Source organism: Rhodobacter sp. CZR27 (assembly GCF_002407205.1).
In the GTDB taxonomy this organism is placed as follows: Bacteria; Pseudomonadota; Alphaproteobacteria; order Rhodobacterales; family Rhodobacteraceae; genus Cereibacter_A.
The window spans coordinates 1995077-2020296 of sequence record NZ_CP023548.1 but is presented as its reverse complement, the minus strand read 5'-3'; the positions used below and the strand labels follow the sequence as shown (position 1 = coordinate 2020296).

General features: G+C 70.3%; 22 protein-coding genes. 13 read left to right on the top strand and 9 right to left on the bottom strand.

Going from position 1 to position 25220, the window contains the following annotated elements; all coding sequences use genetic code 11:
• Positions 1–216 precede the first annotated feature (216 nt).
• Positions 217–1149 carry an ACP S-malonyltransferase gene (fabD, locus tag CK951_RS09810; RefSeq protein ID WP_096785974.1) on the top strand — a complete coding sequence of 311 codons (933 nt, stop codon included), beginning with the start codon at positions 217–219 and terminating at the stop codon, positions 1147–1149.
• 174 nt (positions 1150–1323) lie between these two features.
• Here fabD and CK951_RS09805 read toward each other — a convergent pair whose 3' ends face one another.
• The 4 genes from CK951_RS09805 to ccmI all read right to left on the bottom strand — a co-directional run bounded on the left by CK951_RS09805 (position 1324) and on the right by ccmI (position 4910).
• A complete protein-coding gene (locus CK951_RS09805; RefSeq protein ID WP_096785973.1) occupies positions 1324–2502 on the bottom strand; it encodes an ammonium transporter in 1179 nt (392 codons plus the stop codon).
• Between the two features lie 454 nt (positions 2503–2956).
• A complete protein-coding gene (locus tag CK951_RS09800; RefSeq protein WP_096785972.1) occupies positions 2957–3187 on the bottom strand; it encodes a DUF1289 domain-containing protein in 231 nt (76 codons plus the stop codon).
• Complete coding sequence (gene ruvX / locus CK951_RS09795) at positions 3184–3666, bottom strand: Holliday junction resolvase RuvX (RefSeq protein WP_096785971.1); 483 nt, start codon at positions 3664–3666, stop codon at positions 3184–3186. Before ruvX ends, CK951_RS09800 begins: the two co-directional genes overlap by 4 nt.
• Positions 3663–4910, bottom strand: coding sequence for a c-type cytochrome biogenesis protein CcmI (gene ccmI / locus CK951_RS09790; RefSeq protein WP_096785970.1), 1248 nt, complete (start codon positions 4908–4910; stop codon positions 3663–3665). The genes ruvX and ccmI overlap by 4 nt, the downstream gene beginning before the upstream one ends.
• 198 nt (positions 4911–5108) lie before the next feature.
• Between ccmI and CK951_RS09785 the strand changes: the two genes are divergently transcribed.
• The 6 genes from CK951_RS09785 to CK951_RS09760 all read left to right on the top strand — a co-directional run bounded on the left by CK951_RS09785 (position 5109) and on the right by CK951_RS09760 (position 11600).
• The gene (locus tag CK951_RS09785; RefSeq protein WP_096785969.1) at positions 5109–6356 is read left to right on the top strand and encodes a sarcosine oxidase subunit beta family protein; all 1248 of its coding nucleotides are present in this window, start codon (positions 5109–5111) and stop codon (positions 6354–6356) included.
• Positions 6357–6435: 79 nt separating this feature from the next.
• Positions 6436–6810 carry an MFS transporter gene (locus CK951_RS09780; RefSeq protein ID WP_096785968.1) on the top strand — a complete coding sequence of 125 codons (375 nt, stop codon included), beginning with the start codon at positions 6436–6438 and terminating at the stop codon, positions 6808–6810.
• 39 nt (positions 6811–6849) lie between these two features.
• The gene (locus tag CK951_RS09775; RefSeq protein WP_096785967.1) at positions 6850–7173 is read left to right on the top strand and encodes a sarcosine oxidase subunit delta; all 324 of its coding nucleotides are present in this window, start codon (positions 6850–6852) and stop codon (positions 7171–7173) included.
• Positions 7170–10151: a sarcosine oxidase subunit alpha family protein gene (locus CK951_RS09770; RefSeq protein ID WP_096785966.1), complete on the top strand. Its 2982-nt coding sequence runs from the start codon at positions 7170–7172 to the stop codon at positions 10149–10151. The genes CK951_RS09775 and CK951_RS09770 overlap by 4 nt, the downstream gene beginning before the upstream one ends.
• Positions 10144–10701 (top strand): sarcosine oxidase subunit gamma, encoded by a 558-nt coding sequence (locus CK951_RS09765; RefSeq protein ID WP_096785965.1) that lies wholly within the window; start codon positions 10144–10146, stop codon positions 10699–10701. Before CK951_RS09770 ends, CK951_RS09765 begins: the two co-directional genes overlap by 8 nt.
• Before the next feature lie 299 nt (positions 10702–11000).
• Positions 11001–11600 (top strand): superoxide dismutase, encoded by a 600-nt coding sequence (locus tag CK951_RS09760; RefSeq protein WP_096785964.1) that lies wholly within the window; start codon positions 11001–11003, stop codon positions 11598–11600.
• A 225-nt stretch (positions 11601–11825) separates the two neighbouring features.
• Here CK951_RS09760 and CK951_RS09755 read toward each other — a convergent pair whose 3' ends face one another.
• Complete coding sequence (locus CK951_RS09755; protein ID WP_096785963.1) at positions 11826–12440, bottom strand: DedA family protein; 615 nt, start codon at positions 12438–12440, stop codon at positions 11826–11828.
• 119 nt (positions 12441–12559) lie between these two features.
• Here CK951_RS09755 and rarD point away from each other — a divergent pair, with 119 nt between their 5' ends.
• Entirely contained in the window at positions 12560–13471 is a 912-nt protein-coding gene (rarD, locus tag CK951_RS09750; protein ID WP_096785962.1) for an EamA family transporter RarD, read from the top strand.
• Here rarD and CK951_RS09745 read toward each other — a convergent pair.
• Complete coding sequence (locus CK951_RS09745; RefSeq protein WP_096785961.1) at positions 13432–13986, bottom strand: TIGR00730 family Rossman fold protein; 555 nt, start codon at positions 13984–13986, stop codon at positions 13432–13434. The genes rarD and CK951_RS09745 overlap by 40 nt on opposite strands.
• 102 nt (positions 13987–14088) lie before the next feature.
• On the opposite strand from CK951_RS09745, the gene CK951_RS09740 reads away from it, so the two are divergent.
• The 5 genes from CK951_RS09740 to der all read left to right on the top strand — a co-directional run bounded on the left by CK951_RS09740 (position 14089) and on the right by der (position 20900).
• Positions 14089–15363: a LysM peptidoglycan-binding domain-containing protein gene (locus CK951_RS09740; protein WP_096785960.1), complete on the top strand. Its 1275-nt coding sequence runs from the start codon at positions 14089–14091 to the stop codon at positions 15361–15363.
• Positions 15364–15437: 74 nt separating this feature from the next.
• On the top strand, positions 15438–17276 hold the full coding sequence (locus CK951_RS09735) for an ABC transporter ATP-binding protein/permease (protein WP_096785959.1): 1839 nt from the start codon (positions 15438–15440) through the stop codon (positions 17274–17276).
• Between the two features lie 69 nt (positions 17277–17345).
• Positions 17346–17993 (top strand): tetratricopeptide repeat protein, encoded by a 648-nt coding sequence (locus tag CK951_RS09730; RefSeq protein WP_096785958.1) that lies wholly within the window; start codon positions 17346–17348, stop codon positions 17991–17993.
• Positions 17994–18040: 47 nt separating this feature from the next.
• Positions 18041–19384: a PQQ-like beta-propeller repeat protein gene (locus CK951_RS09725; protein WP_096785957.1), complete on the top strand. Its 1344-nt coding sequence runs from the start codon at positions 18041–18043 to the stop codon at positions 19382–19384.
• Positions 19385–19442: 58 nt separating this feature from the next.
• The gene (gene der / locus CK951_RS09720) at positions 19443–20900 is read left to right on the top strand and encodes a ribosome biogenesis GTPase Der (protein ID WP_096785956.1); all 1458 of its coding nucleotides are present in this window, start codon (positions 19443–19445) and stop codon (positions 20898–20900) included.
• 75 nt (positions 20901–20975) lie between these two features.
• Here der and CK951_RS09715 read toward each other — a convergent pair whose 3' ends face one another.
• The 3 genes from CK951_RS09715 to CK951_RS09705 are packed head-to-tail and all read right to left on the bottom strand — an operon-like array spanning position 20976 to position 25220.
• Positions 20976–23060: a dipeptide ABC transporter ATP-binding protein gene (locus tag CK951_RS09715; protein WP_394341543.1), complete on the bottom strand. Its 2085-nt coding sequence runs from the start codon at positions 23058–23060 to the stop codon at positions 20976–20978.
• A complete protein-coding gene (locus CK951_RS09710) occupies positions 23029–24183 on the bottom strand; it encodes an ABC transporter permease (protein WP_096785954.1) in 1155 nt (384 codons plus the stop codon). Before CK951_RS09710 ends, CK951_RS09715 begins: the two co-directional genes overlap by 32 nt.
• A complete protein-coding gene (locus CK951_RS09705) occupies positions 24183–25220 on the bottom strand; it encodes an ABC transporter permease (RefSeq protein ID WP_198402335.1) in 1038 nt (345 codons plus the stop codon). The genes CK951_RS09710 and CK951_RS09705 overlap by 1 nt, the downstream gene beginning before the upstream one ends.

The window sequence follows — 25220 nt, the reverse complement described above, 5'->3', positions numbered from 1 at the left end:
CCGGGCCACGCCCGAGCGTGGCAAACCCGGGGCCCGCGCCGTGCAGGACCGAAGCCGCGGGGGAGCGGCGCGCCCGGCACATGGGCGACGGGCGGGTGGTCCGCCATCTGCGACGGCGGGCCGATTGGGGCCGAAGCGCGCAGGAGGAGGGGCGGCGATTGCGCGCCTGCGGTTGGCGGGGTATGGCCGGGTCGAGGAGAGAAGGAGACCAGATCCATGAGCCGCGCATTCGTGTTTCCGGGGCAGGGTGCCCAGACGATCGGCATGGGCCGCGCGCTTGCCGAGACCTATCCGGCAGCCCGCGCGGTCTTCGAGGAGGTGGACGAGGCGCTGGGCGAGAAGCTCTCGGCGCTGATCTGGGACGGCTCGATCGAAGAGCTGACGCTGACGCAGAACGCCCAGCCGGCGCTGATGGCGACCTCGATGGCGGCGCTGGCGGCGCTGGAGGTCGAGGGGCTGGGGATCGCCACGGCCTCGTTCGTGGCCGGGCATTCGCTGGGCGAGTATTCCGCGCTCTGCGCGGCGAAGTCGCTGAAGCTGTCGGACACGGCACGGCTGCTGCGCATCCGCGGCCAGGCGATGCAGGAGGCGGTGCCGGTGGGCATCGGCGCGATGGCGGCGCTGCTGGGGCTGGACTACGAGGCGGCGGTCGAGGTCGCCCACGAGGCTGCGCAGGGCGAGGTGTGCCAGGCGGCGAACGACAATGATCCGGCGCAGGTGGTGGTGTCGGGCCACAAGGCGGCGGTGGAGCGGGCGGTGGAACTGGCCAAGGCGCGCGGGGCCAAGCGGGCGATCATGCTGCCGGTCAGCGCACCCTTCCATTGCTCGCTGATGCAGCACGCGGCTTCGGTGATGTCCGAGGCGCTGGCCGCGGTGGTGATCGAGGCGCCGGTCTGCCCGGTGGTGGTGAACGTGCGCGCTGAGGCGGTTTCGGAACCCGACCGGATCCGCGCCCTGCTGGTGTCGCAGGTCACCGGTGCCGTGCGCTGGCGCGAGAGCGTGATGTGGATGGAGAACGCGGGCGTGACCGAGTTCTGGGAAATCGGGGCCGGCAAGGCGCTGTCGGGCATGATCAAGCGGATCGCCAAGGGTGCCGCGACGCGGGCCATCGGCACGCCGGAGGATGTGACGGCGGCCGCCACCGCCTGAGCCGACGCCCCGCCCGGCCGGCAGCGACGGACCGGGCGGGAGGAGCCGCGCGCGGGGGCATCGAGCCCCCGCGCGCGGCGCTACCGCGGACGGCCGAACCCGCGGCGCGGAACCGGCTGAAGGCGGACCGGGGGGAGGGCGGAGGGTTTCCCCGCCCCGGCGCGCCAGCCTGGCTCAGGAGGTCATCTCGTAGGCCCGCTCGCCATGTGTCGAGAGGTCGAGCCCGTTGGTTTCCGCCTCGCGGTCGACCCGCATCGGGAAGGCCAGCGCGACGATCCGCGCGATGCCGTAGCTGACCGCCAGCGTGTAGATCCCGACCAGCACCAGCGCCCCCAGCTGCGCCTGGAACGTGCCGTAGCCGAAGACCGCGACCATGATGGTGCCGAAGATGCCGCCAACCCCATGGACCGCGAAGACGTCGAGCGTATCGTCGATGCCCATGCGCTCGCGCACGAGCAGCACCGCCTCGTGGCACAGGATGCCGGCGACGAGGCCGATGGCCAGCCCCTCCAGCGGCGAGACGTAGCCCGAGGCCGGCGTGACGGAGGCAAGGCCGGCGATGGTTCCGGTCACCAGACCGATCAGCGAGGACCGGCCGTACTTCAGCCGCTCCCACAGCGCCCAGCTGAGCGAGGCGCCGGCGGCCGACAGGTGGGTCGCGGTCAGCGCCATGGCGGCGGTGCCGTTGGCGGCGAGCGCCGAGCCGCCGTTGAAGCCGAACCAGCCCACCCACAGCAGCCCCGCGCCCATCGCCACCATGCCGGGATTGTGCGGCGGCGTGGTCCGGTGCCGGCGCGGGCCGATCATCACCGCCAGAAGCAGCGCGGCCAGCGCCGCGGTCTCGTGCACCACGATGCCGCCGGCGAAGTCCCGCGTCCCCGTCGCGCCGAACAGGCCGCCATCGGACATGAAGCCGCCGCCCCAGATCCAGTGCGCCACGGGCGCATAGACCAGCAGCATCCACAGCCCGGTGAAGGCCAGCACGAAGGCGAAGTTCACGCGCTCGACGAAGGCCCCGACGATCAGGGCAGGCGTGATGACGGCGAAGGTCATCTGGAAGGCGAAGAACAGCACCTCGGGAATGCTGCCCGTCAGCGCATCGGGCCCGATGCCCAGCAGGCCGAGCTTTGCCATGCCTCCCCAGAAGCTGCCCGGGCCGCCGAAGGCAATGGTATAGCCCAGCAGCAGCCACAGAACGCTCATCAGGGCCGCGATGGAGAAGCAGTGCATGAAGAGCGACAGCACGTTCCGCGCCCTGACGAGGCCGCCATAGAACAGTGCCAGCCCCGGCAAGGTCATCATCAGCACCAGCGCCGTGGCGACGAGCACCCACGCCGTATCCGCTCCGTTCATTCCCGTTTCCTCCTCAGACGGACCCGGGCGCGGGCAGATCACCGGACTGCCCGCCTGAGAAGCGCCTTGTGCCACCCGGGGCGCCCGGGAAGCGGGCAATCCTGAAACTGCCCGGCGGGTAGGCGGAAACCGCGTACGTCTGCCTTCATGGCGGCGAGGTGAAAACAATCCTGTCCCTGAGGATGCGAGAATCCCTGCGCCGCAGGCTCGATCCCGTGTTGCCGCGCATGCGGACCGCCCAGAGGCGCGGCAAGACGGCACGTCAGAGTCCGGGCACGTGCCGCAAGCCGAGCCGATGGCGCGGGGCCGGACCATCCGCAGCCCTGCCGAAGGGGACGCAGCGGAACGCCCCGTGGGGTGGGTGCCATCACCGAAGCCTGGCGGAGCGGGCCATCGATCCTGAAACCGCGCGCCCTGTCAGGGCCGGCCGTGCGGTGGCGCAGTCAATCTGCGGTCAGCCGCCCAGCCGGCCGGAATGGCCGCCGCGGCGGCGGGCGAGGCGGGGGGCGCGGGAGGGCAGCTGCGCCATGACTTCGCGGCGGGCCTCCGGCGTCAGGCGGGACCAGACGGCGATCTCGTCGATGGTGCGGTGGCAGCCCACGCAGATCCCTTCTTCCGGGTGGATCATGCAGAGCTTCACGCAGGGACTCTCGATCTCGTCGCGCTTCCAGATGTCGTCCTTCACGCGTCCCTCTCCCGGTTCAGCCAGTCCAGCCGGTCCAGCACTCCCTGAAGGATATAGCCGGCGGCGACATGGTCGATCACCTCGGCGCGACGTTTTCGCGACGTATCCGCCTCGATCAGCGCCCGTTCGGCGGCCACGGTGGACAACCGCTCGTCCCAGTAGCCGATCGGAAGCGGCAGGCGCTGTGAAAGGTTCCGGGCGAAGGCGCGGGTTGCCTGGGCGCGCGGCCCTTCGGATCCGTCCATGTTGCGCGGCAGGCCCAGGACCAGCCCGGCCAGCCCGCGCGAGGACGCAAGCTCCTGCAGCTTCACCGCATCCTCGGTAAACTTCGTCCGGCGGATCGTCAGCAGCGGGGTCGCGATCCGGCGCAGCCCGTCGGAGACGGCCACCCCGATGGTCTTCGTGCCGAGGTCGAGCCCGGCGAGCGCGCCGGTCCGGGGCAGGGCGGCCAGGAACTCCTCGATCGTGTCGTGGATCACGGCGCCACCCCGGCCTTTTCACCCGCGGCGCGGATCGCCGCAAGATCGGCATCGCGGCCGGCAAAGCGCCCGAGGGCCTCGTCATAGATCGCGCGGGCGCGATCCGCCTCGCCCAGCACGGCCAGAGCCCCGATCAGCCGCGCCCATTCGTCGGCGCTGCCTCCCTCGGTCGCGAGGCGCTGGTTCAGACCCTCGACCATCGAGCGGATCATCGCCTGCCGATCCTCCGGGCTCATCTCCTGCGCGGCCTCCATGTCGCCCTGCGTCGGACCCGGGGCAGGTGCGGCGTCGGGCGCGGGCGGCACCTCGTATTCCACGCCCGCGAGCCAGGCCAGCTGCCCGATCTGGGCGCGCAGCGGCGGCACCCAGGGCGCATCCGGCGCCGAGCCCTCGAGCAGCGCGCGCCACAGCCGGAAGGCCATGTCGGGCCGGCCGGTCTGCGCGAGCAGCAGGCCGGAGTAGTAGCGCGCGGTGCCGTTCTGCGGGTCAAGGCGCAGCGCCTCGGTCAGCCGGGCCTCGGCCTCGGGCGAGACGATGCCGCCGGCGGCCATGATCATCAGCTCGGCGAGCCCCGCGTGATCCTCGGCGCCGGCCTTCGGCTGAAGAAGCGCGATCACCTTCTCCTGCGCCTTCGCGGCGGCGGCATAATTGCCGAGCGCGGCCTCGTTGCGGACCAGAAGCTCCTGTCCGCGGATGTCGTCGGGGTTGCGGGCGACGGCGGTGCGCAGCTTCTCCATCAGGTCCAGGAACTGCTGGTCGGGCTGCGGCAGCCCGGAGCGCGGCACGCCCGCCATCGCGGCCTCGGCCTCGGCCTGCGAGGGGCGGTTGCGATAGGCGTCCTCGGCCTGGGCCAGCCGAGCCGCCATCGGCTGGTCCGGCTGCCCGGGGGTGCCGAGGCCGAGATAGGCGGCCACCGCGCCCCCCACCAGCAGAAGCACCGCCCCCGCCGCGGCGAGGGTCGCCATGCGGGGCGCGCGAGTGGCCGCCGCCTCGGCCTTCAGCGCGCGGTCGGCGTCGAGCAGCCGGCGCGAGACCTCGGCGCGCAGCCGCTCGGCCTCGTCCGGGCCGATGGTGCCCCGGCCCTGGTCGCGGTCGATCTCGCGCAGCTGGTCGCGGTAGACGCGCAGGTCGCAGGCGGCGGCGGGCTCGGCCCCGGTCCCGCCCCGCAGCAGCGCAAGCACGAGGATCCCCCCGACGCCGAGCGCGATCACCCCGGCAAGGATCCAGAACAGCGTCATCTCCATGCGGGCCCCCGTGCTGACTGGCCCCCATGTAAGGCGTCGGCGCGATGCGCAAAAGGGTCAAATCGCCTGTCGGCGGGCCCCCGTCCGGTGCCGGTTGCGTGATGTCGCATTTGTCCGGATTGTGCCGCTTGCACGCGGGGCTATAACTCTGCCCCGTTCCAGAAGGCTGGGACAGGGCCCGCAACGGGGAGTCGGCACATGAAACGGTATTCGGTCTTCGCCATTGCCCGCGAGGCGATGCGCAACCACTCCGGATGGGAGCGCGCCTGGTCCTCTCCGCTGCCGAAGGCTTCCTATGACGTGATCGTCGTGGGCGCGGGCGGGCACGGGCTGGCCACGGCCTATTACCTCGGCAAGAACTTCGGCATCACCAATGTCGCGGTGATCGAGAAGGGCTGGCTGGGCGGCGGCAACACCGGCCGCAACACCACGATCATCCGCTCGAACTACCTGCAGGACCCCTCGGCCGCGATCTACGAAAAGGCGCGCAGCCTGTACGAGGGGCTGAGCCAGGACCTGAACTACAACGTGATGTTCAGCCCGCGCGGCCTTCTGATGCTGGCCCAGACCCATCACGAGGTTCGCGGCTACATGCGCACCGTGCATGCGAACCTGCTGCAGGGGGTCGAGACCGAGTGGATCTCGCCCGAGCAGGTGAAGCGGCTGGTGCCGATCATGAACATCGACGGACCGCGCTATCCGGTGCTGGGCGCGCTCTTGCAGAAGCGCGGCGGCACGGCGCGGCATGACGCGGTGGCCTGGGGCTATGCGCGGGCCTGCTCGGCCATGGGGATGGACATCATCCAGCAATGCGAGGTCACGGGCGTCCGCCAGCAGGCCGGCATGGTGACCGGCGTCGAGACGACCAAGGGGTTCATCGGAACGAAGAAGCTTGCCATCGTGGTCGCGGGCCATTCGGGGCAGGTGGCCGAGATGGCCGGCTTCCGCCTGCCGGTCGAGGCGGTGGCGCTGCAGGCGCTGGTGTCCGAGCCGATCAAGCCCTGCATCGACGTCGTCGTGATGGCCAACACCGTCCACGGCTACATGAGCCAGTCCGACAAGGGCGAGCTGGTGATCGGCGGCGGCACCGACAGCTTCAACAACTTCACCCAGCGCGGCAGCTTCCACCACATCGAGGAAACCCTGCGCGCGCTGATCGAGACCTTCCCCATCATCAGCCGCCTCAAGATGCTGCGGCAGTGGGGCGGGATCGTGGACATGACCGGCGACCGCTCGCCGATCATCTCGAAGACGCCGCTGGGTAACTGCTTCATCAACTGCGGATGGGGCACCGGCGGTTTCAAGGCCATTCCCGGCTCTGGCTGGGCGATGGCCGAACTCGTCGCGAAGGGAGAGCCCGGGCCGCTTGCCGCAGATTTCGGCATGGAGCGGTTCCGTGAGGGCCGATTCATCGACGAATCGGTCGCGGCAGGGGTGGCGCACTGATGCACCCGCGTTACCGTGTCGCTTTGACGCCGACGCTTCATGCGGTATCTCCTGAGCACAATTCTCTGGAGAAGCCGACATGTTCTCATTCATCGACGACATCCCGACGCTCGAGCAGATCAAGGCTCGGGTCCGGGACGACATCAAGAAATACAAGTACGACGAATACTGGAACAACTCCCGTATCGTGCAGAAGGGCCGGGAGCTTCTCAACGACGAGGAGCTCAAGATCGACCCCGCGACCTGGATCTGGAAGCGCATGCCCTCGAAGGAGGAGCTTGCCGCCCGTCGCGACAAGGACATCGCGACCATCTGGAAATACCGCGTGCAGATCGGCGGCTTCCTGTCGGGTGCCCTGCTGGTCATGGTCCTTGGCGCCTTCGCCACGTCCGGCAACTTTGGCGGAGCCTCGGACGCGAACAACCGCCCCAGCGTCGTCTATCCCATCGAATGAACCGGGCGCCTGCGCCCGGCCTGACCGGAGCGCAAGCGCATGCTGATCCTCGAATGTCCCTATTGCGGCGTCAAGGCCGAGGAGACCGAACTGAGTCCGGGTTACGAGGCGCATCTCAAGCGCTTCGGTCCCGGCTCGTCCGACGAGGAGTTCGAATCCTACATGTTCGCCCGGAAGAACCCCAAGGGGGTTCATTTCGAGCGCTGGCGCCACAGCTACGGCTGCGGCAAGTGGTTCCTTGCCGCGCGCTGCACCGCGACGCTTGAGGTCTTCGGGACCTATCCGGCCCAGACTTCGGAACCGCCGCCCGACATCATCGCGAAGATCAAGGCCCGCCGGCCGGAATGGGAGGGCACGAAGTGAGCACGCGTCTGGCACGGGGCGGGCGGCTGATCGACCGCGCGACCGCCCTCGACTTCACCTTCAACGGCAAGCGGATGCGCGGCCTTGCCGGCGACACGCTCGCTTCGGCGCTGCTGGCCAACGACCAGATGCTGGTCGGCCGCAGCTTCAAGTACCACCGCCCGCGCGGCATCGTGGCCTCGGGCGCGGAAGAGCCCAACGCGCTCGTGAACCTTGGCCAGGACGACCGGCTGGAGCCGAACCAGCGCACCACGACGACCGAGTTGTTCGCGAGCCTCGCGGCGGCCAGCCAGAACCACTGGCCGAGCCTCGAGTTCGACGTGGGCGTGGTGAACAACGCCGTGGCGCGCTTCCTGCCGGCGGGCTTCTACTACAAGACCTTCCTGCAGCCGCGCGCCGCGTGGAAGCATCTGTTCGAGCCGGTGATCCGCCGCTCGGCCGGTCTCGGCAAAGCGCCCGAGAAGCCCGACCCGGACCGTTACGAACAGGCCTATGCCCATTGCGACGTACTCGTCGCGGGCGGCGGGATCGCGGGCCTTCAGGCGGCGTTGGCCGCCGCGGCCACCGGCGCGCGCGTGCTGGTGCTGGAGCAGACTGCGCATTGGGGCGGGCGCGCCCCGGTCGATGACGTGCTGATCGGCGGCAAACCGGCCGAGGACTGGGTGAAGGCCACGGTCCGCGCGCTGGACGCGATGCCGAACGTCACGCTGCGCACCCGCTGCATGGCGGCCGGGGTCTATGACCACGGCTATGTCCTGGCCGAGGAGCGCGTGGCCGACCACACGCCCGGCGACGGGCGGCCGAAGAAGCGGCTCTGGCGGATCCGCGCCGGCCGGATCATCGCCGCCACCGGCGCGATCGAGCGGCCGCTGCCGTTCGCGGGCAACGACATCCCCGGCGTGATGCTCGCCTCGGCGGTGCGCGACTACATCGTGAACTGGGCCGTCTCGCCCGGCGACCGCGTGGTGATCGCGACGAACAACGACGACGCCTATCGGACCGCCATCGCCGTCCACCGCGCGGGTCTCACGGTGCCGGCGATCCTCGACGCGCGGATGCAGGCCGACGGGGACCTGCCGAACGAGGCCCGCTCGCTGGGCATCCCGGTGCTGGTCAATCGCGGCATCTCGAAGGTGAAGGGCGGCAAGCGCGTCACCGGAGTCGCGATCTGCGCGCAGGCCGGCGAAGGCGCGGTGCTCAACCAGATCGCCTGCGATGCGGTCGCCATGTCGGGCGGCTGGTCGCCGGTCGTCCACCTCTGGAGCCATTGCGGCGGCAAGCTGATCTGGGACGAGGCGCAGGCCGCGTTCCGCCCCGACCCGAAGCGGCCGCCGATCAGCCACGATGGCTCGGCCATGGTCGTCGCCGCCGGATCGGCCAATGGCGAGTTGCATGCCTCGGCCGTGCTGGCCGATGCCATCCGGGCGGCGGGCGGCGGAGGGGCGGCACTGCCGGTCCATGCCGCGGCCGAAGCGCCGATGGAGCCGGTCTGGATGATGCCGCAGGGCGCCAAGCCCGCGCTGCGCGCGAAGATGTGGCTCGACTACCAGAACGACGTGAAGGTGTCCGACGTGCAGCTTGCCGCCCGCGAGGGCTATGAATCGGTCGAGCACACCAAGCGCTACACCACGCTCGGGATGGCGACCGATCAGGGCAAGTTGAGCAACATCAACGGTCTGGCGGTGCTGGCCGGATCGCTCAACGCGCCCATCCCGGCGGTGGGCACCACCACCTTCCGCCCGCCCTACACGCCCGTCACCATCGGCGCGCTGGCCGGCGAGGCGCGGGGCGACATCTTCCAGCCGCTGCGCCGCACGCCGATGCACGGCTGGCACGAGGCGCACGGCGCCTATTGGGAGCCGGTGGGCTACTGGCGGCGTCCCTATTGCTATCCGAAGGCGGGCGAATCTCACGCCGATGCGGTCAAGCGCGAGGTGACGAACACCCGCAACCACGTGGGCCTGCTCGACGCCTCGACGCTTGGCAAGATCCTCGTGAAGGGGCCGGATGCCGGGCGCTTCCTCGACATGATGTATACCAATGTCATGTCGAACCTCGGGGTCGGCCGCTGCCGCTATGGCCTGATGTGCAACGAGAACGGCTTCCTCTCCGATGACGGTGTCGTCGCGCGCATTTCCGAGGACACCTGGCTCTGCCACACCACCTCGGGCGGGGCGGACCGGATCCATGCGCATATGGAGGACTGGCTCCAGTGCGAGTGGTGGGACTGGCAGGTCTTTACCGCCAACCTCACCGAGCAATATGCGCAGGTCGCGGTGGTCGGCCCCTCGGCGCGGAAGCTGCTGGAGAAGCTGGGCGGGATGGACGTCTCGAAGGAGGCGCTGCCCTTCATGCACTGGAAGGAGGGCACGATCGCCGGCATCCCGGCCCGCGCCTACCGGATCAGCTTCTCGGGCGAGCTGTCCTACGAGATCGCGATCCCGGCGAGCCACGGCCTAGCCTTCTGGGAAGCCTGCGTGGCGGCGGGACGCGAGTTCGGCCTGATGCCCTATGGCACCGAGGCGCTGCACGTCATGCGGGCCGAGAAGGGCTTCATCATGATCGGCGACGAGACCGACGGCACGGTGATCCCGCAGGACCTGAACCTCGACTGGGCGATCTCGAAGAAGAAGGCCGACTTCATCGGCAAGCGCGGGCAGGAGCGGACGTTCCTCGCCAACCCCGAGCGCTGGAAGCTGGTGGGTCTCGAGACGCTGGACGGCTCGGTGCTGCCGGATGGGGCTATTGCCCCGGCCGCGGGCAGCAATGCCAACGGCCAGCGCAACACGCAGGGGCGCGTCACCTCGACCTACTACTCGCCGACGCTGAAGAAGGGCATCGCCATGGGCCTCGTCCACCGCGGTCCGCAGCGGATGGGCGAGGTGCTGGAGTTCCCGAAGATGTGGGGCGGCGTGGTGAAGGCGCGGATCGTCGATCCGGTGTTCTACGACAAGGCGGGAGAGAAGCAGGATGTCTGAGCCGGTGAGCGCGCTGGGGAATGCCAGCTTCGAGGGCTTCGCCACCATCCGCGAGATCGGGCCGATGGGCATGATCACGCTCAGGGCGAAGCATGACCTGCCGGGGCTGCCCGCCGCGCTGAAGGCCGTGCTGGGCCTCGGCCTGCCCGAGCGCCGGCAGATCCTGTCCGTTGGCGAAACCCGCGTGGGCTGGATGTCGCCGGACGAGTTGCTGATCCTGCTGCCTTATGGCGAGGTGGCGGCCACGGTGACGGCGCTGACCAACGCCCTGACCGGGGCGCATGTCATGGTGGTGGACGTGTCGGATGCGCGCTGCCTGTTCCGGATCGAGGGCGAGAAGGCGGCGCAGGTGCTGATGAAGCTCTGCCCGGTGGATTTCGCGACGCTTGAGCCGGGCGAGCTTCGCCGGACGAGGGTGGCGCAGGTCGCCGGGGCCTTCTGGGCGGAAGAGGGTGGCTATACGCTGGTCGCCTTCCGGTCGGTCGCGGCCTACGTCATGGGGCTGCTGACCCACTCGGCGCAGCCCGGAAGCGAGCTCTTCGCCGGCTGATCGGACGGGGTGTCGGACAGCGCCGGTCGGAACACGAGGTCCCGCCGGCGCGGTATCGCGTCCGGTCGCGGTGCCCTGCCGGCGCGGTTCCGCTAGGGCGGCCGACAGTCCCCACGGGCCGGTTCGAGGGCGATCCCGCTCCGGCGCCGTGGATGCGCCTGCCGTGGCGCTGCGGATGGCGCGGTGTGCGTCCGCGGCGACGGATGCGACATCGGGTCGCCGCGGCCTCTTGACCTCACCCACCGCCGCGCTCTTATTGAGCCCAACCTCACGAGGTTGCGAAAGCACAGGAGAGACAGATGGCCTTCACCCTTCCCGACCTTCCCTATGCCCATGACGCGCTGGCGGCGCTCGGCATGTCGAAGGAGACGATGGAGTATCACCACGACATTCACCACAAGGCCTATGTGGACAATGGCAACAAGCTGGTTGCCGGGACCGAGTGGGAAGGCAAGTCGCTGGAGGAGATCGTCCGGGGCACCTACCAGCCCGGCGCCGTGGCGCAGAACGGCATCTTCAACAACGCCAGCCAGCACTGGAACCACTGCCAGTTCTGGGAGATGATGGGCTCCGGCGACAAGAAGATGCCGGGCGAGCTTGAGCGGGCGCTGGTCGAAAGCTTCGGGTCCGTGGACAAGTTCAAGGAAGACTTCTCGGCCGCCGGTGCGGGCCAGTTCGGCTCGGGCTGGTGCTGGCTGGTGAAGGACGCCGACGGCAGCCTGAAGGTCACCAAGACCGAGAACGGCGTGAACCCGCTGTGCTTCGGCCAGACGGCGCTGCTGGGCTGCGACGTGTGGGAGCACAGCTACTACATCGACTTCCGCAACAAGCGCCCGGCATATCTCACGAACTTCCTCGACAAGCTGGTGAACTGGGAGAACGTCGCCTCGCGCATGTGAGGCGGCCGGCATCCGACTGACGTGAGGGCCGCCCATGGGCGGCCCTTCTGCATCCCCGGGACGATTGCCGCGCAGGCAGCCCGCGATGCCCGTGCCGGCCACGGAGGGGACGGTTGCCGCGATCAGCAGCCATTGAAGGCGGCGAGTTGCCCGCCAGGCAGCCCTGAACGGACCGTGCGCCGGCGGCAACCGGCCGCCATGGTCGCGTAGCCGGCACGGCCTGCCTCACTCCTGCGGCAGCGGCACCCGCCGGCGATAGGTCGCCACGCGCCAGACATACCAACCCAGCAGACCCACGACGATCGCCGTGGCGACCGGATCGACCCAGGCCGAGACCATCTCGTAGCGGCGCTGCAGCAGGTAGCCGGCGCTTGCGAGCAGCGAGACCCAGACGACGCTGCCGGCCGTCGTGTAGGCGAGGAACCGGCCCAGCGGCATCCGCGCCACACCTGCCGGGACCGAGATGAAGGTCCGCACCGTCGGCACCATCCGCCCGAACAGCACGGCCGCCGGGCCGTGGCGCTCGAACCAGTCCCGGGCCTTGTCGATGTCTTCGGGATAGACTGCAAGCCAGCGTCCGTGGCGGCAGGCCAGTCGGTGCATCCTGTCGCGGCCGACCTTTCGGCCCACCCAGTACCAGAACCACGCACCCGCGACCGAACCGGCCGTGCCGGCAAGGATCATCAGGACCAGGCTGGCCTCGCCCCGGGCCGCGATGAAGCCGGCAAGCGGCATCACGAGTTCCGAGGGGATGGGCGGAAAGACATTCTCGAGCAGCATCAGGAAGGCGACGCCGGCTGCGCCCACGGCGCGGATGAGGCTGGTGATCCAGTCGAACATGAAGGCTCCTGCAGGAAGGCGCGGGTCAACCGTCGGAAGCGCCGCCTGTTCCGTCGCAGGGGGGCTTCCGGCGGCCGGTTCAAATGCGTAAGCAGAAGGGATCGAGCCGGAGACGACGGATGCAGGACCGAACCAAGGGGATCGCCGCGATGGTGGCGACCTGCGTCATCTGGGGCCTGTCCTCGCTCTACTACCGCCTGATCGACGAGGTGCCGCCGCTCGAGGTGCTGTCGCATCGCACGCTGTGGTCGGCGCTGTTCTTCGGCGCGATCCTGCTGGCGCAGGGCCAGCTGGGCCATGCCTTCGCGCTGCTGGCACGACGGCCGCGTGCCGTGGCGCTGGCGGCGCTGATGATCTCGGCCAACTGGTTCCTGTTCATCTTCTCGGTGCAGTCGGGCCATACGCTCGAGGCGAGCCTTGGCTATTACATCTTTCCGCTCGTCGCGGTGGCACTTGGCGTCCTCGTCTTCCGCGAGCGGCTGAGTCGCGGGCAGGGGGTGGCGGTGGCGATGGCGGCGGGGGCAGTGGCGGTGCTGACGCTGGGACTGGGCGTGGCGCCCTGGATCGCGCTCGCGCTGGCGGGGACCTTCGGGATCTATGGCCTCGTGAAGAAGCGGCTGGTGGCGGGCTCGATGGTCTCGGTCACGGCCGAGGTGCTGCTGCTTGCGCCGCTGGCCATCGGCTGGCTCTGGGCGGTGCATGGCGGGCATGCCGCCGAGATGGACCGCCCGGGCGGCTGGTTCGGGCAGTCCTGGCAGGTCTCGGCGCTACTGGCCTTTTCCGGCGTGCTGACCGCGGTGCCGCTGATGCTGTTCTCCTATGCCTCGCAGCGGATCGGGATGGCGACGCTGGGCCTCGTGCAGTATCTGAACCCCACGCTGCAGTTCCTCTGCGCGGTCACCGTCTTCGCCCAGCCCTTCACGCCGTGGCACGGCGCGGCCTTCGGCCTGATCTGGACGGCGCTTGCCCTCTATTCCTTCGAGGCAATCCGTCAGGACAGGGCGGCGCGCAGCCGCCCCGCCAGCGCCTGAACATCCGGCACGGCGACGTAGTAGTCCCGCATCGCCAGTTCGGCAAAGCCCTCGGCCACCACGTTCTCCATGAGCGCGAGCAGCGGCTGCCAGTAGCCATCTGTGTCCAGCAGGAAGATCGGCTTCTCGTGCAGGCCGATCTGGCGCCATGTCAGCACCTCGAAGAACTCGTCGAGCGAGCCTGCGCCACCGGGCAGCACCACGATGGCGTCCGAGTTCATGAACATCACCTTCTTGCGCTCGTGCATGTCCTCGGTGATGACCAGCTGCGCGAGATCCCGCCGGCCCTGTTCGCGGATCAGGAGGTGGGTGGGGATCACGCCCATGGTCTTGCCGCCCTCGGCAAGGGCCGCGCGGGCCACTTCCCCCATCAGGCCCACGTCGCCCGCGCCATAGACCAGCCGCCAGCCCTCGGCCGCGATCACCCGGCCCAGTTCGCGCGCGTCGCGGGCATAGGCGGGGCGGAGGCCGGCGCGGGAGCCGCAGAAGACGCAGACGGAGCGGAGCTGGGACATGCGGGGAACACCTGTGGATAAGGGCTTGCGTCCGGCAGTGATATCCGCGTTCCTGTAACGGTGACAAGTCAGGTGCCCCGCGGGCACCGGGAGCTGAAGACGATGCCTCTGATCGGCAAGATGGGACCGGGCGCATGGGCCGCCCTTGCGGCCGGCGGGGCGGCGGCCGCAGCGACCGCGGGCTGGATCGGCTGGACCACGCGGCAGGTGCCGGTGGACACGGCCGCGAACCCGTCCCCGCCGGCTGCCGTTCCCGCGCCCTCGGAGGCGCCCCCACAGACGGCCGCCGCGCCCGGGGCCGCGGCTGCCCCCGAACCTGCGCCGTCGCCCGCCCCGCCCGAGGTAGCGGTCGTCCTGCCGGCCTTCGACGTGGTGCGGATCGAAAGCGACGGCTCGGCCCTCGTTGCGGGACGCGCCCAGCAGGGCGCCGAGGTCGAGGTGCTGATCGACGGAGAGGAAGCCGCCGAGACCACGGCGGATGCCGCCAACCGCTTCGCCGTGATGTTCTCGATCCCCGCCGACAACCGGCCGCGCCGCCTTTCGCTGCGCATGGTGCTTCCGGACGGGGCCGAGCATCTGGCCAGAAGCAGCGTGCTCGTCGCGCCGATCCTCGCGCCCGCGCCGTCCGCGGCGGCGGTGGCCGATGCCGGCACGGCCCCGGCCGTGCCCGCGCAGAAGGCCCCGGCCGCGCTGCTGGTGGGGGACGGCGAGGTCAAGGTGCTGCAATCCGCCGGGGAGAGCCTGGACGAGGTGGCCGGGGTTTCGGTCGACACCATCTCCTATGCGTCCGACGGCGCGGTGCTGCTTTCCGGTCGTGGCGGGCCGGGGGACTTCGTTCGGCTCTACCTCGACAATGCCGAGCTTGCCACCGTCACGGTGGCCCCCGACGGGACCTGGGCCACGAGCCTGAGCGGCATCGAGCCGGGGCTCTACCAGCTGCGTGCGGACCGCATCGATCCCGCAGGCGAGGTGGTGGCCCGGTTCGAGACCCCCTTCGAGCGCGAGAGCCACGAGACCGTGGCTGCCGCGCTTCAGGCGCTGGCGTCGGCGCCCGAGGCGGCAAGTGCCCCGCCCGCCGGTCCCGAGGCGGCCAGAGGGCAGGAGGGGATGCCTGCCATGCCCGGTGCCGATCCGGGCCGCCCGGCAGCGGCCTTGCCGGGGGCGCCGCCGGCCGCGCCCGCTGGCACCGAGGCCGCGCCGGCCGTTCCGCTCTCTGTGACCGTGCAGCCCGGCTTCTCGCTCTGGCGCATCGCCGAGCAAAGCCTTGGCGAGGGCATCCTTTACGTGAAGGTCTACGAGGCCAACCGGCAGGCGATCCGCGACCCGGACCTGATCTACCCGGGGCAGGTATTCACGCTGCCTGCACCCACCGACTGACCCGATGCGATGCGGCTTCCTCTGGCGTTTCGGACCCCGGCGGCTTAGGTAAGGCGCTCCGAGGAGATCCCCCGATGCGCGAGATGAGACAGAGGCCCGGCCCCACGCCGGTCGATCCGCCGGAAATGAGCGGCTGGGCGACACTGAAACGCATGGCACCCTATCTCTGGCCGAAGGGCCAGACATGGGTGAAGCGCCGCGTCGTGCTGGCGCTGATGGCGCTGGTGGTGGCCAAGATCATCTCGGTCGCCACGCCGTTCTTCTACAAGGCGGCGGTCGATGCGCTGGCAGGCGGTGCGCCCACGCCCGCGATGATGATGGGCCTCGGCGCGGTCGGGCTGACGGTCGCCTATGGCCTCGCGCGGCTGGGGGCGGTGGCCTTCGGCGAGCTGCGCGACGCGATCTTCGTGCGCGTGGGCCAACGCGCACTGCGCCAGCTCGCGCTCGAGACCTTCACCCACATCCACCGCCTGTCGCTGCGCTATCACATCACGCGCAAGACCGGGGGCCTCAGCCGCATCATCGAGCGCGGCGTGAAGGGCGTCGATTTCCTGCTGCGCTTCATGCTGTTCTCGATCGGGCCGCTGTTTCTGGAACTCAGCATGGTCGCGATCATCTTCGCGGTCGTCTTCGGCTGGGAATACATGGCCGTGGTGGTCACGACCATCGCGCTTTACGTCACCTTCACCTTCAGGGTCACCGAATGGCGGGTGAAGATCCGCCGCGAGATGAACGAGCAGGACACCGACGCCAACCAGAAGGCCATCGACTCGCTGCTGAACTTCGAGACGGTCAAGTACTTCGGCGCCGAGACGCGCGAGGCGCAGCGCTACGACATGGCCATGCAGGGCTATGAGCGCGCGGCGGTCAAGACCGGCCAGTCGCTTGCGTTCCTGAACGCGGGGCAGAGCCTGCTGATCACCGCGGGCCTCGTCGCCGTCATGGTGATGGCCGCCTTCGGGGTCCAGTCCGGCGCGCTGACCGTGGGCGACTTCGTGATGGTCAACGCCTACATGATCCAGATCACCCTGCCGCTCGGTTTCCTCGGGACGGTCTATCGCGAGATCCGGCAGGCGCTCGTGGACATGGGCCAGATGTTCGGCCTGCTGGCGCAGCCAGCCGAGGTGGTGGACGCGCCCGACGCGCGCGACCTCGAGGTTCGCGGCGGCGCGGTCGAACTCGATGACGTGCGCTTCGGCTATGACCCGGAGCGGGTGATCCTGAAGGGGATCTCGCTCAAGGTGGGCGCGGGCGAGACGGTTGCGCTGGTCGGGCCCTCGGGCTCGGGCAAGTCAACCATCGGGCGGCTGCTGTTCCGGTTCTACGACGTGACCTCGGGCGCGATCCGCATCGACGGGCAGGACCTGCGCTCCGTCCGGCAGGATTCGCTGCATTCCAAGATCGGGGTCGTGCCGCAGGACACCGTGCTTTTCAACGACACGATCTATTACAACATCGCCTACGGCCGTCCCGAAGCCACCCCCGAGGAGGTCGAGGCGGCGGCCCGCGCCGCGAAGATCCATGACTTCATCACCCGCCTGCCGGATGGCTACCGCACCACGGTCGGCGAGCGCGGGCTGAAGCTCTCGGGCGGCGAGAAGCAGCGCGTGGGCATTGCCCGCACGCTTCTGAAAAACCCGCCGATCCTGCTGCTGGACGAGGCGACCTCGGCCCTCGACACCCAGACCGAGCGCGACATCCAGGACTCCTTGCGCGAGATGGGCGAGGGGCGGACGGTGATCACCATCGCGCACCGCCTCTCGACCATCGCGGATGCCGACCGCATCGTCGTGCTGGAAGAGGGCCGCATCGTCGAGGAGGGCCGGCACGAGCAGCTTCTGGCCCGCGGCGGGCGCTATGCCGCGATGTGGGCGCGCCAGTCCGCCGAGGAAGAGGACGAGGCCGCCGCCTGAGCCGGGGCCGGGGCTTGGCAAGCCCTTGGCCTTGCGTGTAAGACGATGGCACCAGCAAGGGAGAGGGCCTTGAGCAACCCGGAGAGTTTCATCGACGAGGTGACCGAGGAGGTCCGCCGCGACCGGCTGTTCCGGCTGATGCGGCGCTACGGCTGGATCGCGGTCGTCCTGGTGCTGCTGATCGTGGGGGGCGCCGCCTGGAACGAGTGGCGGAAGTCCGAGACGACGGCCGCCTCCCGGGCCTTCGGTGATGCGCTGATGGCCGCGCTCGAGGCGCCCGACTCCGCCGCCCGCCGCGCCGCGGTGGCCGCGGTGCCGGCCGAGGGCAGCCGCGCCGCGCTGCGCGACCTGATGCTGGCCTCGGATCCCGCGGGCGACCGTGCCACGGCGCTTGCGGCGCTGGAGCGGGTCGCGGCCGATGCGACGCTTGCCCCGAGCTATCGCGACCTTGCGGTGCTGCGCCGGGTGATCCTTGCCGGAACGGAACTTCCGCTGGCCGAGCGCCGCGCTGCGCTGGACGGCATCGCGGCACCGGGCCGGCCCTACCGGACGCTGGCGCTGGAGCAGGTCGCCTATCTCGACATCGAGGCGGGCGAGCCGGCGAAGGCCATCGAGACGCTGCGCAGCCTTGCGCAGGACCAGGAGGCGACGGAGGGTCTGCGCCGGCGCGCCGAGCAGATGATCACCGCGCTTGGCGGCGGAACCCAGGCCGGCTGAGGCCGGCCGACAGTCGGACGGGCAGGCACTTGAGAAGGGGTTTCACGGTGAAGCGGAACGTTGCAGTCTCGGGACTTGCGCTGCTTGGTCTGCTCTGCGGTTGCGAGCGCGAACTGGTCCTTCAGGGCGAGCGTTTCGACGTGCGCGCCCCTCTGGAGGCCAGCCTGCCCTCGGAGCAGGATCCGACGCCGGTGGATCGCAGCACCGTGCAGGTGAACGCGAGCCGCCCCGTGGCGCTGCCCGCGGCCTCGGCCAATGCCTCCTGGCCGCAGCGCGGCGGCAACGCGGCCCATCTGGCACCCCATGCGGCGCTGAGCGCGGCGCCGCAACTGGTCTGGAGCGCCGACATCGGGGCCGGCAACAGCCGGCGCAACCGCATCTCGGCCGCGCCTGTGGTGGCGGACGGGCGCATCTTCACGATGGACGCGCAGAGCGACGTGCAGGCCACCTCGACCGGGGGCGGGCAGCTGTGGCGCGTGGACCTGACCCCGCCTTCGGACAGCGCGACCGACGTGTCGGGCGGCGGCCTCGCCCATGGTGCGGGGCGGCTGTTCGTGACGACCGGGTTCGGCGAACTGGTGGCGCTCGATCCGGCCTCGGGCAGCGTGCTCTGGCGGCAGGATCTTGGCGCGCCCTCCACCGGCGCGCCGACGGTCGACGGTGATCTGGTCTATGTCACCGGGCGCGACAGCTCGGCCTGGGCGATCGAGGCCTCGAACGGCCGCGTGCGCTGGCAGATCCCCGGGGCGCCGTCCTCGACCGGCATGATCGGCGGCTCGGCTCCGGCGGTCACCGGCACGACGGTGCTCTTCCCCTTCGCCAGCGGCCAGGTGGTGGCCGCGCTGCGCGAGGGCGGCTCGCAGATCTGGTCGGCGCAGGTCGCGGGCGAGCGGCTCGGCCGCGCCTATACCAGTTTCCGCGACATCACCGGCGATCCGGTCGTGGCCGATGGCGTGGCCTATATCGGCAGCGCCGCGGGTCGGATGGTGGCGCTGTCCACCGCCTCGGGCGAGCAGGTCTGGTCGGCCGAGGAGGGGGCGCTGGCCCCCGTCGCGGTCGCGGGCGGGTCGCTGTTCCTCGTCTCGGACGAGGCGCGGCTGGTGCGCCTCGACGCGGCGACGGGCGAGGTGATCTGGTCGGTCGAGATGCCCTACTGGACCAAGGAGAAGCCCAAGCGGCGCAAGGCGATCACCGCCCATTACGGCCCGGTGCTGGCCGGGGGGCGGCTGATGGTGGCCTCGTCGGATGGGGCGATCCGCTTCTTCAGCCCGGTGAATGGCGCGCTGACCGGCTCGGTCGAGTTGCCGGGTGGCGCGGCGTCGCAGCCGGCGCTTGCCGGAGGCACGGCCTATGTCGTCTCGACGGATGGAAAACTTCTCGCTTTCCGCTGACCGTCCTCTCTGCTAGGGACCGGGGCTTGACCTGAATGAGCCGCCTCCGGAGGCAACGATGAGCTTTACCCTCGCCATTGTCGGCCGGCCGAATGTCGGCAAGTCGACGCTGTTCAACCGGCTGGTCGGCAAGCGGCTGGCGCTGGTGGACGACCAGCCCGGCGTGACCCGCGACCTGCGCGAGGGGGATGCCAAGCTCTTCGACCTGCGCTTCACGGTCATCGACACGGCCGGTCTGGAAGAAGTGACCGACGACAGCCTTCAGGGCCGGATGCGCCGGCTGACCGAGCGCGCGGTGGAGATGGCGGACATCTGCCTTTTCCTGATCGATGGGCGGGTGGGCGTGACGCCTTCGGACGAGGTCTTCGCCGACATCCTGCGCAAGAAGAACGCCCATGTGATCCTTGGCGTGAACAAGGCCGAGGGCCGCGCGGGCGATGCCGGCGCGATCGAGGCCTGGTCCCTGGGCCTGGGAGAGCCGGTGCGGCTTTCGGCCGAGCATGGCGAGGGGCTGGATGATCTCTACCACATCCTGCGCCCGCTGGCCGAGGGCTATGCCGAGCGCGCCGCCGCGGATGCGCCGGTGGTGGATGTGGACGTGTCGGAGGACGAGGCCGCCGAGGAGGCGGATCCCGACGCGCACAAGCCGACCGCCAAGCGTCCGCTTCAGATCGCGGTGATCGGCCGGCCGAACGCGGGCAAGTCGACCCTGATCAACAAGATCATCAACGAGGATCGCCTGTTGACAGGCCCCGAGGCCGGGATCACCCGCGACGCGATCTCGGTCCGGTCGGACTGGCTCGGCACGCCGATCCGGATCTTCGACACGGCGGGGATGCGGAAGAAGGCGCGGATCTCGGACAAGCTGGAAAAGCTGTCGGTGGCCGACGGCCTGCGTGCCGTGCGCTTCGCCGAGGTGGTGGTGGTGCTTCTCGACGTCGAGATCCCGTTCGAACAGCAGGACCTCCGCATCGCCGACTTTGCCGAGACCGAGGGCCGGGCGGTCGTGATCGCGGTGAACAAGTGGGATCTGGAAGACGAGAAGCAGGGCAAGCTGGCCGAACTCAAGGAGATGTTCGACCGGCTCCTGCCGCAGTTGCGCGGCGCGCCGCTGGTGACGGTCTCGGCCAAGACCGGGCGCGGGCTCGACCGGCTGCATGCCGCGATCCTGAAGGCCCATGACGTGTGGAACCGGCGCATCACCACGGCCCGGCTGAACACATGGCTGGGCGCGATGGTCGAGGCCCATCCGCCGCCGGCCCCCGGCGGGCGTCGGATCAAGCTGCGCTACATGACCCAGGTGAAGACCCGCCCCCCGGGCTTCGTGGTGATGTGCTCGCATCCCGACGACATGCCGGACAGCTATCGGCGCTATCTGATCAACGGGTTGCGCGACCACTTCGACATGCCGGGCACACCGATCCGCCTGACGCTGCGCGGACAGGGCGACAAGAACCCGTTCAAGGATCGCAAGTTCCACACGCCGTCCCGGCTGAGAAAGCACCTCGGAAAGTAGTGTGAGCCCCGCGCCGGGGCCTCGGCTCGCAGCGCGGAGGGATGGCGGGGGCGAGGCAGTGGCCACCCGGCGGCTCTACGGCTCTACGGCTCCATGGGTGGCCTCGGGCGCTGCCGCATTGCGCCGGGCAAGGCGGTCCGGCGGAAGGTGGCAGCGGATGCGATGGCCCCGCGCGACCTCGGCCAGGGGCGGCGGCAGCGTTGCGCAAAGCTCGCCCGGCACCTCCGTCCGGCGATGGCAGCGGCTCTGGAACGGGCAGCCCGGCGGCGGTTCGAGCGCCGAGGGCGGATCGCCCGCCAGAACGATCCGGTCGCGCCGGGCAACCGGATCGGGCACCGGCACGGCTGAGACCAGCGCCTCGGTGTAGGGGTGCACCATGCCGCCGAACACCCGGGCCGCCGGGCCGATCTCCATCACCTGCCCGAGATACATCACCATCACCCGGTCCGCGATCTGGCGCACCAGCGCGAGGTCGTGGCTGATGAAGAGCAGCGTGCCGTGCCGATCGCGCTGGATGTCGAGCAGCAGGCCCACCACTGCCGCCTGAACGCTGGCATCCAGCGCCGAGACCGGCTCGTCCGCCACCAGAAGCCGCGCATCGCCGGCCAGCGCCCGGGCAATCGCCACACGCTGTCGCTGCCCGCCCGAAAGCCGTCCGGGTCGGAAGGCGGCCAGTGCCGGCGGCAGCCGCACACGCTCGAGAAGGTCCAGAAGCCGCGCCTGCCGCCCGGCCCTCGTCGGTGCGACACGGAACAGCGTCAGCGCCCGCAGGATCTGCCGCCCGACCGTCATCGAGGGATTGAGCGTGTCGGACGGGTTCTGGAACACCATCTGCATCGCGGCCACCAGATCCGCCGGCCGACGCCCCGCGGGCAGGTCCTGCACCTCGCGGCCCTGCAGGAGGATCCGGCCCGCGCTCGCCTGCTCAAGCCCCATCAGAAGCCGCGCGAGCGTGCTTTTCCCGCAGCCGGATTCGCCGACGATGGCGAGCGTTTCGCCCTCCAGCGCCTCGAAGCTGACGTTCGTCACCGCGCGCAGCCGGCGCCGGCCAAGGCGGAAATGTTTCGTCAGCCCCTCGACCGTCAGGAGGGGCTGGCCCGGACCGGGCGCCGCGGGCAGGGTGGGCCTTGCATCGTCGGGGGCGCCGGGGATCTCGTCCAGACGCAGGCAGCGCGCGGCATCCTGCGGCCCGCCAAGGACGGTCAGCGGGACCGGAAGCTGGTCGCAGCGGCCCGGCACCGCATGGGGGCAGCGCGGGGCGAAGGCGCAGCCCGCCGGACGCTCGTGCGGCAGCGGCTGCTCGCCGGGCAGGGAGAGGGGTGCCTGCCGGTCGGCGGTATCGAGCCGGGGGACCGCTCGCAGCAGCGCCCGGGTATAGGGATGCCGCGGCGCGCCGAAGATCCGGCCGACGGTCCCGGTCTCGACCACCTGCCCAGCATAGAGCACGGCCACCCGGTCGCAGATCCCGGCCACCAGTCGGAGATTGTGGCTGACGAACAGCATCGAGGTGCCGCGCCGCCGGGCTATGGCCTGCAGCAGTTCGACGATGCCCGCCTCGACCGTGACATCGAGCGCGGTGGTCGGCTCGTCGAGGATCAGGAGCGCCGGCCGCGCCATCAGGGCCATCGCGATGGCGACGCGCTGAAGCTGGCCGCCGGACAGCTGGTGCGGATAGCTGCGCAGGATGCGGGCGGGATCGGGCAGGCCGACCTCCTCGACCGCGCGTCGGGCCTGATCCATCGCCCGGGCCGCCGAGGCGCGGCGATGGATCCGAGGCACCTCGGCCAGTTGCGCGCCGATCCGCATCGCGGGGTTCAGCGCGGCCATCGGCTCCTGCCCGACCATGGCGACCTGCGATCCCCGGATGCGGCGCAGGTCGCGCTCGGGCAGGGTGGTGATGTCGCGCTCCATGACGCGGATCGCGCCGCCCATGATGCGACCCGCGGGGCCAAGGTCGCGCATCACCGCAAGTGCCACGGTGGACTTGCCGCTGCCCGATTCGCCCACCAGCCCGAGCGTCTCGCCGGGCATGATCCGGCACGAGAAGGCCTCGACCGCCGGGAAGCTGCCGCGCCGGCCGGTGAAGGTCACGGTCAGCTCCTCGATCTCGAGGACGGGAGGCGGCGCTTCAGTCACGCAGGGCCTCCTCGCGCAGGGCATCGGCGAGCAGGTTGAGGCCGAGGACAAGGCTCATCAGCGCCAGCGCCGGGACGACCGCGGCATGGGGATAGATCGCGAGGAACCGCCGCCCGTCGTTGATGGTCGAGCCCCAGTCCGGGCTTTCGGGCGAGACGCCGAGGCCGAAGAAGCCGAGCGTGCCCAGCAGGATCGTGGTGTAGCCCACGCGCAGGCAGGCATCGACGATCAGCGGGCCGCGCGCGTTGGGCAGGATCTCCCAGAGCATGATGAACCACGGCCCTTCGCCGCGGGTGCGCGCGGCGGCCACGTAGTCGCGGCTGCGCAACTCGCGCGCGAGGCTGCGGACGATGCGGAACACGGTGGGGGCGTTCACGAACACCACCGCGACGAAGACGTTGAGAAGGCCGGGATCCATGCGCCAGAGGCCCAGAGGGTCGGCACCAAGCGCCAGCCCCGCCCAGATCCAGAGGCCGAGCGCAAGGATCAGCGCGAGGCCCGCAGCGCGCATGCCCGGCTGCATGCGAAAGCGGCTGTGCCAGAGCAGCGCCGCCAGCAGCACAGGGATCAGGAACAGGGCGGCCGCCAGCATCCTCGGAAGGGCGGTGCCGCGCACCTCGGGCGTGACCAGCAGGTAGAAGAGCAGGATGACGGGAAAGGCCAGGACGAGGTTGGCGATGAACGACAGCAGCGCATCGAGCCGGCCGCCCAGATAGCCCGCCGGCAGGCCCAGCACGACGCCCACCGCCAGCGCGACGAGCGTGGCCGCGGGCGCGATGGTCAGCACGCGCCGCGCCCCCATCACCATCCGGCTGAAGACATCCCGGGCGAGGCTGTCCCCGCCGAGCAGGTAGTAGGGATAGCCTTGCGCTCCGGTCGGGCTGCCGGGCGGCGCGTTCTTCAGGCCGGAAAGCTGGGCGAGGGGATCGTGCGTGACGATCAGGTCGGCTAGGATGGCCGTGACCAGCCAGAACAGCACCAGCCCGAGGCCAAGACAGCCGATCCAGCTGCCGCAGAGCCGGCCGGGAAGGCCCAGACGCCCGCGCAACACGATGCCCGGCCCCAGCGTCAGGGCCAGCGTCAGCCAGACCGGCCAGAACCGCAGGCCGGCCTCGAGCAGGATCCCTCCCCAGCCGAGCGCCTCCATCAGCCGCCCCGCAGTCTCGGATTGAGCAGGTGGTGGCCCACGTCCGACAGGACCTGCGTCGCAAGGACCGCGGTGACCGCCACCACCGAGCAGCCGAGCAGCAGGTCGATGTCGTTGTTGCCCGCCGCCTGCACCAGCGTCCAGCCGAACCCCTTGTAGGCAAAAAGCGTCTCGACGATCACGACGCCGTTCAGCAGCCACGGCACCTGCAGCATGATGATCGTGAAGGGCGCGACCAGCGCATTGCGCAGCGCGTGACGCAGGACGATCCGGATGGGTCCCGCGCCCTTCAGCCGGGCGGTGCGGATGTAGGGCTGGGCCATCACCTCGGCCATCGAGGCGCGGGTCATGCGCGCGATGTAGCCCGCGCCGTAAAGCGCGATGGTGGCGACCGGCAGGCCGAAGTTCCAGAGCGTGATCCCGGTCATCGCGCCCGAGGCGGTGCCCTGGAACAGGGTCCGGCCCTCGATCAGCCCGGCATCGGCCAGAAGCGGCGAGACCCCCGCCGTGGCCGAGGCGAGAAGCCCCGTCAGCACGACGCCCGAGACATATTCCGGCGTGGCCGCCGAGACGATGGTGGCGGCCGAGATCGCCCTGTCCATCCGCGAGCCTTCGCGCATGCCGGCCAGCACGCCAAGCACCAGCGCCAAAGGCACCATCACCACCAGCACCCAGACCATCAGCCAGCCTGTCGCCGAAAGGCTGCGCCCCAGCACTGCTGCCACCGGCTGGCGGAACACGGTGGACTGGCCCCAGTTGCCCTGCAGCACCCCGCAGACCCGCGCGCCCTCGGCGCATCCCGGGCGCGGCAGCACCCCCAGCCATTCGCCATAGCCGATCACCAGCGGCCGGTCATAACCGTTCCGCGCCAGCCAGCTTGCGGTCTCGGCATCCGACATGCGGGCCGATACCTGTGACTTTGCCAGCTTCTCGAGGTTCGGCGCCAGATGCGTCAGCCAGAACACCAGAAAGCTCAGGCACAGCGCCGTTGCCAGCATCACGCCCAGCCGGCGCAGGAGGAAACCGGCCACCTCCAC

Excerpts from the sequence above, each read along its gene's own strand:
- fabD (WP_096785974.1), top strand. The coding sequence starts at position 217 with ATGAGCCGCGCATTCGTGTTTCCGGGGCAGGGTGCCCAGACGATCGGC.
- CK951_RS09710 (WP_096785954.1), bottom strand. The coding sequence starts at position 24,183 with ATGGAGGCGCTCGGCTGGGGAGGGATCCTGCTCGAGGCCGGCCTGCGG.
- CK951_RS09760 (WP_096785964.1), top strand. The coding sequence starts at position 11,001 with ATGGCCTTCACCCTTCCCGACCTTCCCTATGCCCATGACGCGCTGGCG.
- ccmI (WP_096785970.1), bottom strand. The coding sequence starts at position 4,910 with ATGGAGATGACGCTGTTCTGGATCCTTGCCGGGGTGATCGCGCTCGGC.
- CK951_RS09740 (WP_096785960.1), top strand. The coding sequence starts at position 14,089 with ATGCCTCTGATCGGCAAGATGGGACCGGGCGCATGGGCCGCCCTTGCG.
- CK951_RS09735 (WP_096785959.1), top strand. The coding sequence starts at position 15,438 with ATGCGCGAGATGAGACAGAGGCCCGGCCCCACGCCGGTCGATCCGCCG.
- rarD (WP_096785962.1), top strand. The coding sequence starts at position 12,560 with ATGCAGGACCGAACCAAGGGGATCGCCGCGATGGTGGCGACCTGCGTC.
- CK951_RS09775 (WP_096785967.1), top strand. The coding sequence starts at position 6,850 with ATGCTGATCCTCGAATGTCCCTATTGCGGCGTCAAGGCCGAGGAGACC.
- CK951_RS09755 (WP_096785963.1), bottom strand. The coding sequence starts at position 12,440 with ATGTTCGACTGGATCACCAGCCTCATCCGCGCCGTGGGCGCAGCCGGC.
- der (WP_096785956.1), top strand. The coding sequence starts at position 19,443 with ATGAGCTTTACCCTCGCCATTGTCGGCCGGCCGAATGTCGGCAAGTCG.
- CK951_RS09745 (WP_096785961.1), bottom strand. The coding sequence starts at position 13,986 with ATGTCCCAGCTCCGCTCCGTCTGCGTCTTCTGCGGCTCCCGCGCCGGC.
- CK951_RS09805 (WP_096785973.1), bottom strand. The coding sequence starts at position 2,502 with ATGAACGGAGCGGATACGGCGTGGGTGCTCGTCGCCACGGCGCTGGTG.
- CK951_RS09765 (WP_096785965.1), top strand. The coding sequence starts at position 10,144 with ATGTCTGAGCCGGTGAGCGCGCTGGGGAATGCCAGCTTCGAGGGCTTC.
- CK951_RS09785 (WP_096785969.1), top strand. The coding sequence starts at position 5,109 with ATGAAACGGTATTCGGTCTTCGCCATTGCCCGCGAGGCGATGCGCAAC.
- CK951_RS09780 (WP_096785968.1), top strand. The coding sequence starts at position 6,436 with ATGTTCTCATTCATCGACGACATCCCGACGCTCGAGCAGATCAAGGCT.
- CK951_RS09715 (WP_394341543.1), bottom strand. The coding sequence starts at position 23,060 with ATGCCCTGCGCGAGGAGGCCCTGCGTGACTGAAGCGCCGCCTCCCGTC.